Here is a 12,538-nt window from a genome sequence, read left to right on the forward strand (position 1 = left end):
AACTTGCCTCTTTCAGTAGCTTTGTATGTTACGTGTTGAACCAGTTTATTCCAGCCCACATCCGATATTGATTTAGCTAATCTATTGTTTTTAACAATATTTTTTATTTTTAAATCCTCGAACACAATCAGGTCATATCTCTCTACCAAGAGTTTACTAAAACAATGCGAAAAATGGTTTCTTGCAGATGCAACTTTCCTGTGAATCCTGTTCACCTTCTGCTTCTGCTTATTATAATTGTTTGATCTGAATTGCATCCTGGACAATTTCTGCTGTTCTTTAGCCAGTCTCTTCTCGGCTTTCCTGAGGAATTTCGGTGGTTCGACAAAATCATCGTCTGATGTTGTTATGAAAGATTTCAGTCCTAGGTCTATACCTACAGCGTTTTCTGGTGTTTTAGGAGAAGGATTATCCGGTAGTTCAACAGTTAGATAAGCGAACCATTGTTTGCCTTCTTTTTTGAGTGTGCAGGTCTTCAGTTCGCCTTCTGGCAAACTATCAATGTCGATCTTAATGGGATTCGATTTTTGTGTTATTTTGGATAAATATAACCAGTTCCCATCCAGATGCCAGCCGTTCCCGTGCTGTTTGTAGCTGAAACTACTGAAATCATCTTTACTCTTGAATTTAGGATGGCCTTTAGGCAGGATTCCATCGTATTTGATGTATCCTGAGGAGTTGTTCCCACAGGGAACGTCTTTCTTTTTAACAAACTTTCCTTTTTTAGGTCTGGTGTTTTTCAATCTACCTTTCTTGATATCATCAAAGAATTTGTCATAGGCAAAACATAATCTCTGGAACACATCCAGTCTTACTGAAGAATGGATGGGATAATCCAGATACTTGAGGTATCTTTACAGTGATGATTTAGATACCGACAGACCGAACATTTCGTACAAATCAACTCTGATGGATAAAAGATGGTTCCAGATCAACCTGCAGTATTCCAGGGTTTCATCCAGTTTTTCCTCCTGTTCAGGAGTAGGATGAATCCTGAACCTCATATTCCTGCAGTTTTGACCTTCTTTACGAACCATCTAATCCACCCATTCCCTCGGTACTGATTATACGTATTAAAACTTTATAAATTTTACCTACTGTTAGCGATTATCTCATAAAATCTATAGTTAATCAGACATCAGCGGGGTACGATTCATCACTTTTTAAACAAAGTTTAAAGATATCCTTTAATCTTTGATTTAAGGAGCACGAGTAAACTCGTGGGCTTTCACGTTTCACGTACCCCTGTTGCCCCATCATCGTAAAACAATTCCTACCTCAATTTTTTTTCAAATTTTATGTCTACAGACTCCAAATTTTTAGTTAAAATTCTTTCAACCAATGAAGCAGGAGTCTCCCTTTCAAAAGGTAGGAGTAGTTGACTCGTAAAATATACATAAAAAAACCACTTTATTGATATTGAAGGGGAATTAATAAAAACCAGTAAGTGATTTTATTTCAAATTTGATAATTATTTTTCTTACATAAGGAACAGATTGTTGATACACTAAACTGGTATCGGTGAATAATATATGAAAGAAAATGAAAATAATCAGGAAGAAACAGGTTATCGTTCCATGCCGCTGATAGGGGATGATGCACCAGCATTCAAAGCAGATTCCACTGTTGGAGAAATTAATTTTCCAAATGATTATAAAGGTAAATGGGTTATATTTTTTAGCCATCCCGGTGATTTTACACCTGTGTGTACAACCGAGTTCATAAAATTTGCACAGATGCAGGAAGAATTCAAGGAATTAAACACTGAGCTACTGGGTTTATCCATTGATAGTATTTATTCTCATATAACATGGCTCAAATCCATAAGAGACAAAATTAAATACAAGGGCTATGGAAATATAGACATTAATTTCCCGATTATAGACGACTTCAACATGAAAGTTGCCCAAAAATACGGTATGATTCATCCAAAAGCCAAGTGGTCTCAGGAAGAAGTAATGGAGCAATTAAGCACTACTGGGAAAAGTAAATCAAAAGATTCTTTCAGTACACACACTGTAAGAGCTGTTTTTATAATCGATCCTCATGCAATTATTAGAGCAATCAATTATTATCCTTTATCTAATGGACGAAATCTTGATGAAATCAAACGTTTAATATTGGCCATGCAAAAAAGCGATGAAGAAAATGTTCAAACACCAGAGGGCTGGTATCCCGGAGATGACCTTATTATACCTCCTCCAAAAACCTATGAAAGTGCAATAGAAAGAATTAAAGAAGAAGGGTCATATTGTCCTGAATGGTATTTCTGCCTGAAAAAGGACAAAACAGAAAGGAAAAGATATTCTGAAAGATATGAAGACTAAATTTAAAGTTTCCATGCATGAATTAGCATATTATTACAGGCATTTTTCTTCTTTCTGACAATAAAATTATTTGATTCCAGCATTTTAACAAAATCATTCATATTTTCACCATTAAAACTGTGAATCTCGGCTTCAATTCTCCTGATACCTTTAAGCTCGCGAGGTTTTATACTCCATTCTCCACCTTCACAATCCATTTTCAAAAAATCTACATGTCCGCCGCATAGTTCTTTAAGCTCTGAAAGGGTTTTACCCTCTACCTTTGCTTTCCTATCCTCATATTCTATGGATAAATCATCACTGCTTAATGCATAGGGTAGAATAGTCACATTATCAGCACCTGATAATTCACAGTTTTTGGACAATTCATTTTTCCATAAAGGTTCTACTGCGTAGATGTGTTCTACTTTCTGGTGAACTTTAAGAGAAAATGCACCGATGCCTGCACCTATATCCAGAACAATATCATCAGGATTCAAATCATCAAAGATATAGTCGCTTTCTACCTGCATAAGAGTGTAAAGCAGTGGACTATTCGCAAAAACCGCATCGTTTGTACAGATATATTTTATATTATTTTTCGGTAGAAAGAGGATGGATTCATCTTTTAACCGATTGTTTATAAAGTTTTGAATCTTTCTTGTTCTGATTAAATCTTTAAATAGGTATTTTATGTCCAGCATGGTTGCATTCCGATACTTTTAAACTGCTGTTATTATAAAATTTTCACTCGAATAAACATAATACTATTTAAATATTTAGTCGTAATGGTGTAAAGGTTAGGATTATAATCTAAATTAGGATAGACTGAACAAATTGATCACTCTAATTTGATAATGCAAAGTAGAAAAAGATTTAAACTTTTTCCCTTTGAAATCCCATTAACTATAAAACATTAGTAAACAATGTGGATGACCAATGTCTAACAAAATTCTTCTTACCAATGATGATGGTGTATATTCGGCGGGTATCAGTGCTGCATACAACAGTATAAAAGATCTCGGAGATGTAACCATTGCAGCACCTGCAGTACAGCAAAGCGGTGTAGGACGTTCAATATCTCTTTTTGAACCTTTAAGAATTACAAAAGCCAATATAGATGGTGTCAAAGCGTATTCTATCGGAGGTACACCAACTGATTCAGTAATTCTTGGGATTTTTAAACTTATGGATGAAAAACCAGACCTTCTTCTTTCAGGTTTTAATATTGGTGAAAATATCAGTACAGATACTGTAACAACTTCCGGTACTATAGGTGCTGCTCTTGAAGGTGCAAGTTATGGTGTACCTGCAATCGCGGCATCAATACAGGTAACTGATGAAGGGTTAAAATTTGATGATTTAAGGGATTACCAGCATGATTTTGAAGTTGGAAAAAACATCATCAACAGAATAGCGAAAAAAGTAATCCAGCACGGTCTTCCAGATAATGTAGACCTGTTGAATGTAAATATTCCGCATATGGCAGAAAATGATACAGAAATTGAAATCACACAGCTTGCCCGTAAATTTTTCACTATGTCAATAGAAGAGCGATACGACCCGCGCGGTAGAGCCTATTACTGGATAGCGGGAGACCATATTAATGATGATAAAGAAGGGTCAGATGTACATGCTGTTGTACATAACGGGCACATTTCTGTAACACCCATATCACTGGATTCTACATCACCTGTACATCCTTCAGAAATTGAACATCTTATCTAAATTAAATCAATCTTTTTCAATATTTATCGATATATTGTTCCAGTTTTCATCCACGCCTTTCAATGATTCTACACCGCCAACGACCATGTTCCCGATGATTTGTTCCACGAATTCATTGATTGGTATCTCTTCTCCATCAACTGTTATTTCAACGTCCATTCTATACCTCCGTTCTTTATTTATTTTCTGTAATATGGAACTCTACGGCTTACTGCAAGTTTCAGCAATTCATCCATCTTTTCTGATGATGCCTCTGACACATCAACAAGATTGTTATCAACCAGTAGGCAGGGTTTGAGTTTCCCGTCTGCTGTCACTCTTAACCGATTGCAGTTGGCACAGAATTGAGTATTATCTATAGGTCGAACAAGCTCAACTTCTGCAGAATCAATTATGTATTTTTTCCTTCTGTGCATACTGCGTACTCTGACCTCGTCAGCACGGCTTTCAAGTTCTTTTTCGATAGCCTGAATATCTACACGGTACTGATGATATACTTCAAATTCAAAATCCATTAATTCAATCAATTGCAGTATTACATTACCATCGAAACTGCGGATGAACTCAATCATTTCGTCAATTTTTGTATCATTAATACCCTTTAGAAGTATTACATTGAGCTTGACTGGTGTCAGCCCTGCATCAACTGATGCTTTTATACCTTCAATCACATGTTCCAACGTACCCTGCTTTCCGCTGGTTATAAACTGATAGCATTCAGGCTCAAGAGTGTCGAGGCTGATGTTTACCCTATCAAGACCGGCTGCCTTTAATTCATGGGCACAGTCTTTAAGTAATACTCCGTTGGTGGTGGCAGAAATTTCTTTAAGTGGAGGCAGAGACTCCAGTATTTGTTCAAAATCGTCCCTGACAAGCGGTTCACCACCAGAGAATTTTACTTTATTAACCCCGTAACATGATGCAGTATGAACTATTTTAGATATGGTGTCTATAGACATCTCTTTTTTGCTGCTGGAATTTCCCTCATGATGACAGTAGATACAGTTCAGGTTGCAGCGATTGGTGATAGATATCCTTAAACTGGTGACCCTGCGTCCAAAACTGTCCACCAGAGCTTCTTGGTTATTGCATTGCGAGTGTGAAAACATCATGGTTTCCATATTTTCTAACAGAGATTGAATTTATAATATTAAAAACCAGTGAATGGTAATTGTTATATATAAAATAAACTCAATCAGCAACCATGACAAATTCCATACTTATCGCTGGAACACATAGTGGAGTAGGAAAAACCACTGTTTCAATGGGCATAATGGCTGCCCTTTCAAAACGAAATTTAAAAGTTCAGCCTTATAAAGTAGGTCCTGATTATATAGACCCCACTCATCATACCGCCATCTGCAAGAAATCCTCAAGAAACCTTGACACCTACATGATGGATGAAGAATACATCAGAAAGAGCATCGAGTATTCCTCAAATGATGCCGATATATCGGTGATAGAAGGTGTCATGGGACTATATGACGGTGTGGATTCTACTGAAATATCTAGTTCCGCTCATGTAGCAAAAACTATCGGAGCACCCGTAATCCTTGTTGTAAACGTTCATGGAATGTCAAGAAGTGTCGGTGCAATTCTTAAAGGGTATTCCGAATATGACAAGGATGTTAATGTTGCAGGTGTGGTTCTTAATAAAGTTGGAAGTCAGCGTCATGCTCAAATGATAAAAGACGCTCTGCCTTCTGATATTCCAGTTGTTGGAGCACTGCCCAAAAACCAGAATGTTTCCGTACCGTCAAGGCATCTCGGGCTTCATATGGCATCAGAAGAAGACCATAATCTGGACGAACTGGCAGAATTTATAGAGGAAAACATCGACCTTGATTCTGTAATGTCACTTGCAAGAGAACCTGCAAAACCAGTGACCAGTGTAGGGACAATTGAAAATAAAGAACCCGATGTCACCATAGGTGTGGGTATGGATGGAGCTTTTTGTTTCTACTATCAGGATATGTTGGATTCATTCAGACAGTGCGGTGCTGAAATCAAATTCTTCAGCCCAGTAAAGGGAGAACTCCCGGATGTCGATGGTATATATCTGGGCGGTGGTTATCCGGAACTTTACATAGAAGACCTTGAAAAATCAAAAACAACCAGTGGGTTGAAAAATCTTGCTGCAGACGGAATGCCAATCTATGGAGAATGCGGTGGTATGCAGTATCTTTGCAGTTCCTATGAAATTGATGATGTTGAATACAAAATGGCTGACTTATTCCCTGCAAAAACCCGGATGACTAACAAACTCAAAGCACTCGGGCATACAAAAGCAGAAGCCGATGGAGAATTTATCAACGGAACGCTTCTTGGACATGAATTTCATTACTCTATAACTGAATGTTCCAGAGATGCCAAACTGGAATACGAAATGATACGTGGAAAAGGGATAGAAGACGGAAAAGATGGCCTTTCAGAACACAACTCAATAGCCAGTTATATGCATGCCCATCCTGCAACATTTCCTGTAAATAAATTCGTGGACATGTGCAGAAAATACAGCAGACGTTAACCATCCTGTTGCTGAGATTTTTCTTTTTCCTTTTTTGCCTTTTTATATAATTTTTTACGGTAATAATTCAGTGGATGTTTTATTTTTTGGCAGAACTCATCACCACCATAACAGTTCCCGTAGGTTTTCATCGTCTGGCAGGACGGAGGTGTATAGGGCGCACCCGATGAACCGGCAATATGTTCTATCTGGTAACGGGTTTTTTCCTCATCAAAATCAGGTGAGACATTGAACATATCCACTATCTCATCAACAGTCATCCCCACATTTAACAGGAATGAAGTTAACGCAAACCTCATGGAATGTCCAAGATTGGCTCCTGTACTGACACCTGAAATAGCATTTGATATGCAGGGTGGGAACGATTCAGTGTCCACTTCTCCCATATCATCGATATTGATATCACTCTTGCGGTTTTGTAAAACCTCTTTTATCTCGTCAATATGAGAATTACAGGTATTACAGACTTCAGAGGATACATCCAGCGGAAGTGCATTCTGAATGCGGTCTCTTATGGCTTCCTGCAAAAGGCGGGCTACTTCCTCGTGGGTAATATGGACATACCCCCGTTTTAATCTTCGGTTAACAAGTTTCCATTTTAAATCCTTCATGGTGTTTGCAAGTTTTATATAATCCGTAAAATGCATTGCAAAATGAGAATCAAAAGGAGTTATAGAAACATTAAAATCATTTGCAATCTCTACCAGAAAATCTTTGTTTTCTGTTTTAAGCAGTTTTGACGCGGATTCTGCTTCTGCAAGAGCATAGCGCCTTATAAGATAAGAATCATTAATACAGGACACAAGGATTCTGGAAAATGGGTAGGAGAGTAATTCCAGAAATGTTTTCTCCTCTCCAGAACCACTAAGTCCTGGTTTTTGTATCTCCCCATCTTCAATTGACTGGAGTACACGCTCTTTTCCACGAAAACGTGCTGAATCCAGTGCACGTGAATTCAGCAATCTCTCAAGTGAAAATCCAAGGGTTTCCACATAACTGAAAGCTTCAGTAACAAATGGATATAAAGCAAGGGATTTGCTGTCCATATGCATTACAGATTTTATTCGGATTCGATTCTTGGTGCAAGAAGGTAACCAACTTTTCCTGTACCATTTGCAATTTCAAAGTTTATTTTTATCGGAAAATCCTGACCGATTTCAAGGACAACTTCATTTGATTTGGATGCTGGTTTTACAATATCCGACAGATAATCCAGTGAAAACAATGACCTTACATCATCCGGTTTTAAGTCTATTAACTGGTCGCGTGCTAGGTCAAGCCGCACTTTATCTGTATCGCCTTCTGCTTCCATATAGAATACATCGTCATTTACACCAAGAAGCATGTGGTCGCTGATTTTTTCAGCGGCTTTAACAGCTCTGCGCAGGTCAGTTCCGTTTAAAATGATTTCAGCAGGCAACTCAAGTTGTGGTATTTTGGGTTCAGAGCGTATGGTAGAAGGATCCAGTAAAGACAATGTATAGGAAAACGACCCTATGTTTATCGACATATTCTGTGAATTTTCATTTAGTTCCATGGAAACTTTATCGTTTTTATCTGCTACTCCCAGAATATCACTGATTTTTGTAAGATCCAGTCCGATTTCACTTTCATCTGCTTCAAAATCATCAAATGCACTGGAATCCAGATTAAAAGTTACCATTGCCACATTAGCCGGGTCAACTGCCTTCACAGATATTCCATCGGATGATGTTCTGAGTCTGATTTCATCCACAAGTACTGACAATATTTCTACCGAATCTCTTAAAAGATAAGCATCTATCGTTGCCCTGAACATTTTGGGTCTCCATCAAGATATTTTTAAAACTACAATTTCTTTATAAATCAACTATTATATAAACTTCCTTATTTTGTCCGACACCTACGTTACTCAGGTAAATTATACTTTAAAAAGGTTTATAAAAATTAATCGTAATCTCTCCATGTTGTACCACATTTGGTACATTTGAAAAACCTTGTTTCTGACTCATCTGCAGACCTCATCTGCCTAAGCCACCAGTAAGCGACGGTATGACCACATTCCTGACATTTTGCTTCTGTTGTGGGAAGCCCCTGGTCAACCTCGCCTTCCAGTACAGTTACTTCACGGTTTTCCTTTTCAGTTCTTGAAACAAACGTATCACTGCTACCGCTTCCTTTTATATGACCGCATTTCCTGCATTTCATTGTATTATCTACTGGGAACATTAAACTTTTACATTTTGGACAGAACTCCATATATATCCTCCGTTGCCTGATTTATTATTTTATTGTGATCAAACGCCAGTTCTGGTATCTTTGTAATATCAAAAACCTCTATATCTTTAGCATCTGTGTCTGCTACAGGTTCACCATTTCCTATTAAAAGGTAACACACCGATACAGTATGACCACGGGGGTCTCGCTCAGGGTCTGAATACACACCAAGCAATTTAACAATTTCTGCTGATAGCCCGGTTTCTTCTTTTAATTCGCGCTTGACTGCATTTTCAGTGGTTTCACCTATTTCTACAAAACCACCCGGCAGTGCAAATTTTCCCTGATATGGCGGGTTTTTTCTTTTGACCAGTACAATCTTACCATTTAAGATTGTTACGGCATCAACTGTTAATTTAGGTGTCTCTGGTATCATTTTGTAAATCACTGATAGTTTGAAAATATGAAAATCTATTTGTAGTGTAATTTCAATTCAATATTCAATTCCAATAATTACCAGAAAAGGTATGATGTTTGATACAGTAATCATATATATTGGATACTTTTTATAATCTACGGTAAAAATTAATACAATACAGTTTGTATATAAAAATAAAAAACTGTTATTTATTGGTGCCTGATAATGATAGAAAACATACTCTGGATTGCAGTTTCACTGATGGTTGCATCATCAATCATCACCGAGAAATACAAAATACATAAAGCGATAGGTGGCACAGGATGGCTAGTGTTTTCTGTTCACTGGTTTTTACAGCCACTGCATTATATAAAGATTAACGACTATTTTAATGTCATATTAACAATCGGTATTGGTGTTTTTTGTATTCTACTATCCTATACAATGATAAAAGAATACAGAATGTTACCAGGTGAAGCAACATTTACCTCGGGCTCTACAGATGTCACAACAATGGCTACAATCGCAACAGCTCTCGGATCGGTTTTCTATTTTCCGTTTTCCCAAATTCCTGTTCTAAATGAATGGTTAATTGAGGTTGTTACACAGCAGGTAGTATGGATTCTTCATACACTGGGCTACCCTGCTGAGATGACATCATGGAACCTTATAACTCTTAATGGTTATACAGTAAAAATCATACTTGCATGTACTGCGATTGAAAGTATAGCTCTGTTTACAGGGTTAATTATTGCTGTAACAGCCCCGATAAAAAAATTGTTTACAGCCTTTATGGTATCAGTTCCTGTTATATACGGATTAAACCTTTTTAGAGACGTTTTTGTTGTGGTTGCCTATGCACATCAATGGTTTGGTCCCAACAGTTTTGATATAGCCCATCATGTCATTGCTAAATCAGGTGCAGGAGTGGTTTTGCTGGTGATTGCTTTTATTGTACTTCGCATTCTGCCTGAACTTCTGGAATTAATAGAAGGCTTATGGCAAATTATAAACAACCAGGCACAGGCTATTTTAAATAAAATTGTAGGAAACCAATAAATGCTTGCAAAAGGGTCAATATCAAAGATAATACCGATAGCCCTGTTCACCATATTTACAGGTGTAGCATCCTATTTGTTGAACCTTTTTTACCTGCAAATTGTATCCTACGCGGGAATTGCAGCAACAGTATTTTTTATCTGGTTTTTCAGAGACCCAGTAAGGCATCCAAAAAAGTGCAATAAATGTATGATTTCTCCTGCCGACGGCAAGGTAATCGATATCCGCAACCGTACAATCTGTATATTTATGAATTTTAATGATGTCCATGTAAACCGTACACCTCTGGAAGGGGAAATTATCAAAACCAATTATACAAAGGGTAGTTTTCTACCTGCATTTTATAAGGATTCAGAAAAAAATGAACGCAACGAAATAACGATAAAAACCGAATATGGCAACACCAAAGTAACCCAGATTGCAGGATTAATAGCACGCAGGATCATCACATATGTTGATGAAGGGAAATTGATTTCCCAGGGTCAAAGGATAGGTATGATTTGTTTCGGATCAAGGGTAGATGTCACTGTTCCAGATAATTTTGATATAGTATGCAACATCAAAGATAAGGTTACCGCAGGTGAATCAATAATAGCAAAGATTAATTCAAACAACAAAGACAGCACCGATAACCGAGGATACAGATGAATATATTCCAGACACTTAAAATTCCAGACCTTATTTCAATATCAAATGCATTATTCGGTATATCAGCAATGTTTGCTGTTTTAGGCAACAACCATCACCTTGCAGCTGTTTTAATACTTTCTGCAGCAATTGCTGATGGTCTTGATGGATTTATTGCAAGATATATAGGGAGTGGGGAACTGGGAGAACATCTGGATTCTCTGGCAGACATCATCTCGTTTGGTGCAGCTCCTGTAGTTATTATCTACACCATTTACAGCTCTCAGTTTCCATACATTATATTGGGTACAGTATTTGTATATTTTATATCCGGGATATTAAGGCTTGCAAGGTTTAGTACCAAAATAAACAACATTAAGGATTTTGAGGGTTTGCCCATTACAGCCTCAGGTGTTGTACTTGCATCGTATTTGTTGATTTATCAAAAATATATATTCTCATCAGCCATAATTATTCTAACATTAATTCTTTCAATTCTTATGATAAGCACTTACACCTATCCAAAAATCAGAGGAATGAAAACGCTTGCTTTTGGGTTTGTATTTTTTATACTAATAGTTGGGTCATATTTTATAAATATCGAAATCACACATATTTTATCAACCATTTTAATACTGCTGATGCTCTTGTATCTCGAATCACCGATAATGAAAATTCCCAGAGAATATTATGATAAATAAAAAACAAAAGTGGTTAAAATGAACGATTCTAATAAATCAATCAGCAACAGTGAACAGGCAGTATTTGAGGCAGGTATTAAACTCGGAGCATTGTACCATCAATTTACAGGGTCGCCTCTAAATCTTGAAACCGTTGATAGTCTTGAAAAAGCAATATCTCAAAGCATATCAGTCCAGCCTTATGTCAAAAACATAAAAGTCGCCATCAACAGGGATATGGTTCGCTCAAAGTTAAACGGTGAATTTGGATACTGTGAACTTGAGGGATGTATGCTGGATGTTGCTCTGGATGTATCATATAAAGAAACAGAAGCACAGGTATCACTCAAATATGATGAAAAACTGAACTATCCATTGATGAAGATTGACAGGATTGATGCCAGTCCTGAATAAATTCATTTTTTTAACTCCATTTTCCTTATGCCTGCATACAGCATCACAGTGGATACAGCAAAACCTGAAATTGCACCTAATTGAGAAATTGAACCCAGATAAACTATGCTTATCATGAATGTAATAAACCCTACTATTATAAAACCTGCATATTTTAAAAAATCTGTTACATAAGTGTAGATGTTAATCATCCCTTTAATATAAACTCTTTTATCAGGTCAGAATTTTTATCTTGATATTTAAGTTTTGTCCAATTGTTTCAGTTTCCTGTAAAATAATCTCTTTTTTGCAAACCCTTTGTATCCACAAATTATAAAGAGACAGTCCACTCTTCTGACTGCTCTCCCACGACTAAACAGGCTGTCCGACAATTCATTATTATCAATTTATTTTATTTATCAGTAAGATAAATGTAGATCAAAGATTAATTTATTTATTAATAGCATTTACCCAATCATCCAAAAACCAGATACGGATGCTACCGCTTGATATAATAGAAACAGTTAGGATTGATGATTTTTGTTATTTGGTAGTTCTTTTTGTGGAAAAGATTAGCTTTGACATTAATTGTCGGACAAGCTCT

The 12,538-nt window shown here is 36.8% G+C and carries 17 protein-coding genes; 7 read left to right on the forward strand and 10 right to left on the reverse strand.

Going from position 1 to position 12,538, the window contains the following annotated elements; all coding sequences use genetic code 11:
- Together QZ276_RS00400 and QZ276_RS00405 are read right to left on the reverse strand one after the other, a co-directional pair.
- The coding region (locus tag QZ276_RS00400; RefSeq protein ID WP_292484250.1) for a transposase at positions 1 to 803 on the reverse strand (803 nt) is incomplete at its 3' end.
- A 51-nt stretch (positions 804 to 854) separates the two neighbouring features.
- Positions 855 to 1,037 carry a helix-turn-helix domain-containing protein gene (locus QZ276_RS00405; protein ID WP_292484251.1) on the reverse strand — a complete coding sequence of 61 codons (183 nt, stop codon included), beginning with the start codon at positions 1,035 to 1,037 and terminating at the stop codon, positions 855 to 857.
- 495 nt (positions 1,038 to 1,532) lie between these two features.
- Here QZ276_RS00405 and QZ276_RS00410 point away from each other — a divergent pair, with 495 nt between their 5' ends.
- Complete coding sequence (locus QZ276_RS00410) at positions 1,533 to 2,327, forward strand: redoxin domain-containing protein (RefSeq protein WP_292484252.1); 795 nt, start codon at positions 1,533 to 1,535, stop codon at positions 2,325 to 2,327.
- A 2-nt stretch (positions 2,328 to 2,329) separates the two neighbouring features.
- Here the strand turns inward: QZ276_RS00410 and QZ276_RS00415 are convergent, their stop codons facing one another.
- Positions 2,330 to 3,010, reverse strand: a complete 681-nt coding sequence (locus QZ276_RS00415) for an FkbM family methyltransferase (protein ID WP_292484254.1) — start codon at positions 3,008 to 3,010, stop codon at positions 2,330 to 2,332.
- Positions 3,011 to 3,245: 235 nt separating this feature from the next.
- Here QZ276_RS00415 and surE point away from each other — a divergent pair, with 235 nt between their 5' ends.
- Positions 3,246 to 4,034 carry a 5'/3'-nucleotidase SurE gene (gene surE, locus QZ276_RS00420; protein ID WP_292484256.1) on the forward strand — a complete coding sequence of 263 codons (789 nt, stop codon included), beginning with the start codon at positions 3,246 to 3,248 and terminating at the stop codon, positions 4,032 to 4,034.
- 6 nt (positions 4,035 to 4,040) lie between these two features.
- On the opposite strand, the gene QZ276_RS00425 is transcribed toward surE, so the two are convergent.
- Positions 4,041 to 4,193, reverse strand: a complete 153-nt coding sequence (locus QZ276_RS00425; RefSeq protein WP_292484258.1) for a hypothetical protein — start codon at positions 4,191 to 4,193, stop codon at positions 4,041 to 4,043.
- 20 nt (positions 4,194 to 4,213) lie between these two features.
- The gene (gene moaA, locus QZ276_RS00430; protein ID WP_292484259.1) at positions 4,214 to 5,155 is read right to left on the reverse strand and encodes a GTP 3',8-cyclase MoaA; all 942 of its coding nucleotides are present in this window, start codon (positions 5,153 to 5,155) and stop codon (positions 4,214 to 4,216) included.
- 83 nt (positions 5,156 to 5,238) lie between these two features.
- Here moaA and QZ276_RS00435 point away from each other — a divergent pair, with 83 nt between their 5' ends.
- Positions 5,239 to 6,561 (forward strand): cobyrinate a,c-diamide synthase, encoded by a 1,323-nt coding sequence (locus QZ276_RS00435; protein WP_292484261.1) that lies wholly within the window; start codon positions 5,239 to 5,241, stop codon positions 6,559 to 6,561.
- Here the strand turns inward: QZ276_RS00435 and priL are convergent.
- The 4 genes from priL to QZ276_RS00455 form a co-directional block, all read right to left on the reverse strand.
- Positions 6,558 to 7,607 (reverse strand): DNA primase regulatory subunit PriL, encoded by a 1,050-nt coding sequence (priL, locus tag QZ276_RS00440; protein WP_292484263.1) that lies wholly within the window; start codon positions 7,605 to 7,607, stop codon positions 6,558 to 6,560. The two genes, QZ276_RS00435 and priL, sit on opposite strands and share 4 nt — an antisense overlap.
- Positions 7,608 to 7,621: 14 nt before the next feature.
- Complete coding sequence (locus tag QZ276_RS00445) at positions 7,622 to 8,359, reverse strand: DNA polymerase sliding clamp (protein WP_292484266.1); 738 nt, start codon at positions 8,357 to 8,359, stop codon at positions 7,622 to 7,624.
- A gap of 128 nt (positions 8,360 to 8,487) precedes the next feature.
- Positions 8,488 to 8,799, reverse strand: a complete 312-nt coding sequence (locus tag QZ276_RS00450; protein ID WP_292484267.1) for a transcription factor S — start codon at positions 8,797 to 8,799, stop codon at positions 8,488 to 8,490.
- Positions 8,777 to 9,193 carry an NUDIX hydrolase gene (locus QZ276_RS00455; protein ID WP_292484269.1) on the reverse strand — a complete coding sequence of 139 codons (417 nt, stop codon included), beginning with the start codon at positions 9,191 to 9,193 and terminating at the stop codon, positions 8,777 to 8,779. Before QZ276_RS00455 ends, QZ276_RS00450 begins: the two co-directional genes overlap by 23 nt.
- A 207-nt stretch (positions 9,194 to 9,400) precedes the next feature.
- Between QZ276_RS00455 and artA the strand changes: the two genes are divergently transcribed.
- From artA to QZ276_RS00475, 4 genes are read left to right on the forward strand one after another with little or no spacing between them, the layout of a single operon-like run.
- On the forward strand, positions 9,401 to 10,234 hold the full coding sequence (artA, locus tag QZ276_RS00460; RefSeq protein ID WP_292484270.1) for an archaeosortase A: 834 nt from the start codon (positions 9,401 to 9,403) through the stop codon (positions 10,232 to 10,234).
- Positions 10,235 to 10,882, forward strand: coding sequence for a phosphatidylserine decarboxylase (locus tag QZ276_RS00465; RefSeq protein WP_292484271.1), 648 nt, complete (start codon positions 10,235 to 10,237; stop codon positions 10,880 to 10,882). It abuts the gene before it with no gap.
- On the forward strand, positions 10,879 to 11,562 hold the full coding sequence (locus tag QZ276_RS00470; RefSeq protein WP_292484273.1) for an archaetidylserine synthase: 684 nt from the start codon (positions 10,879 to 10,881) through the stop codon (positions 11,560 to 11,562). Before QZ276_RS00465 ends, QZ276_RS00470 begins: the two co-directional genes overlap by 4 nt.
- A gap of 18 nt (positions 11,563 to 11,580) precedes the next feature.
- Positions 11,581 to 11,955: a dihydroneopterin aldolase family protein gene (locus tag QZ276_RS00475; RefSeq protein ID WP_292484274.1), complete on the forward strand. Its 375-nt coding sequence runs from the start codon at positions 11,581 to 11,583 to the stop codon at positions 11,953 to 11,955.
- A gap of 2 nt (positions 11,956 to 11,957) precedes the next feature.
- Here QZ276_RS00475 and QZ276_RS00480 read toward each other — a convergent pair whose 3' ends face one another.
- A complete protein-coding gene (locus QZ276_RS00480) occupies positions 11,958 to 12,146 on the reverse strand; it encodes a hypothetical protein (RefSeq protein ID WP_292484276.1) in 189 nt (62 codons plus the stop codon).
- Positions 12,147 to 12,538: the final 392 nt, after the last annotated feature.

It is taken from the genome of Methanohalobium sp. (assembly GCF_018609725.1).
In the GTDB taxonomy this organism is placed as follows: domain Archaea; phylum Halobacteriota; class Methanosarcinia; order Methanosarcinales; family Methanosarcinaceae; genus Methanohalobium.

Bases quoted from the DNA above. Each gene is read 5' to 3' on its own strand.
- QZ276_RS00465 (WP_292484271.1), top strand. From the start codon at position 10,235: ATGCTTGCAAAAGGGTCAATATCAAAGATAATACCGATAGCCCTGTTC.
- QZ276_RS00435 (WP_292484261.1), top strand. From the start codon at position 5,239: ATGACAAATTCCATACTTATCGCTGGAACACATAGTGGAGTAGGAAAA.
- QZ276_RS00445 (WP_292484266.1), bottom strand. From the start codon at position 8,359: ATGTTCAGGGCAACGATAGATGCTTATCTTTTAAGAGATTCGGTAGAA.
- moaA (WP_292484259.1), bottom strand. From the start codon at position 5,155: ATGGAAACCATGATGTTTTCACACTCGCAATGCAATAACCAAGAAGCT.
- QZ276_RS00480 (WP_292484276.1), bottom strand. From the start codon at position 12,146: ATGATTAACATCTACACTTATGTAACAGATTTTTTAAAATATGCAGGT.
- QZ276_RS00425 (WP_292484258.1), bottom strand. From the start codon at position 4,193: ATGGACGTTGAAATAACAGTTGATGGAGAAGAGATACCAATCAATGAA.
- priL (WP_292484263.1), bottom strand. From the start codon at position 7,607: ATGGACAGCAAATCCCTTGCTTTATATCCATTTGTTACTGAAGCTTTC.
- QZ276_RS00410 (WP_292484252.1), top strand. From the start codon at position 1,533: ATGAAAGAAAATGAAAATAATCAGGAAGAAACAGGTTATCGTTCCATG.
- QZ276_RS00405 (WP_292484251.1), bottom strand. From the start codon at position 1,037: ATGGTTCGTAAAGAAGGTCAAAACTGCAGGAATATGAGGTTCAGGATT.
- surE (WP_292484256.1), top strand. From the start codon at position 3,246: ATGTCTAACAAAATTCTTCTTACCAATGATGATGGTGTATATTCGGCG.
- QZ276_RS00470 (WP_292484273.1), top strand. From the start codon at position 10,879: ATGAATATATTCCAGACACTTAAAATTCCAGACCTTATTTCAATATCA.
- QZ276_RS00450 (WP_292484267.1), bottom strand. From the start codon at position 8,799: ATGGAGTTCTGTCCAAAATGTAAAAGTTTAATGTTCCCAGTAGATAAT.
- QZ276_RS00415 (WP_292484254.1), bottom strand. From the start codon at position 3,010: ATGCTGGACATAAAATACCTATTTAAAGATTTAATCAGAACAAGAAAG.
- artA (WP_292484270.1), top strand. From the start codon at position 9,401: ATGATAGAAAACATACTCTGGATTGCAGTTTCACTGATGGTTGCATCA.
- QZ276_RS00455 (WP_292484269.1), bottom strand. From the start codon at position 9,193: ATGATACCAGAGACACCTAAATTAACAGTTGATGCCGTAACAATCTTA.
- QZ276_RS00475 (WP_292484274.1), top strand. From the start codon at position 11,581: ATGAACGATTCTAATAAATCAATCAGCAACAGTGAACAGGCAGTATTT.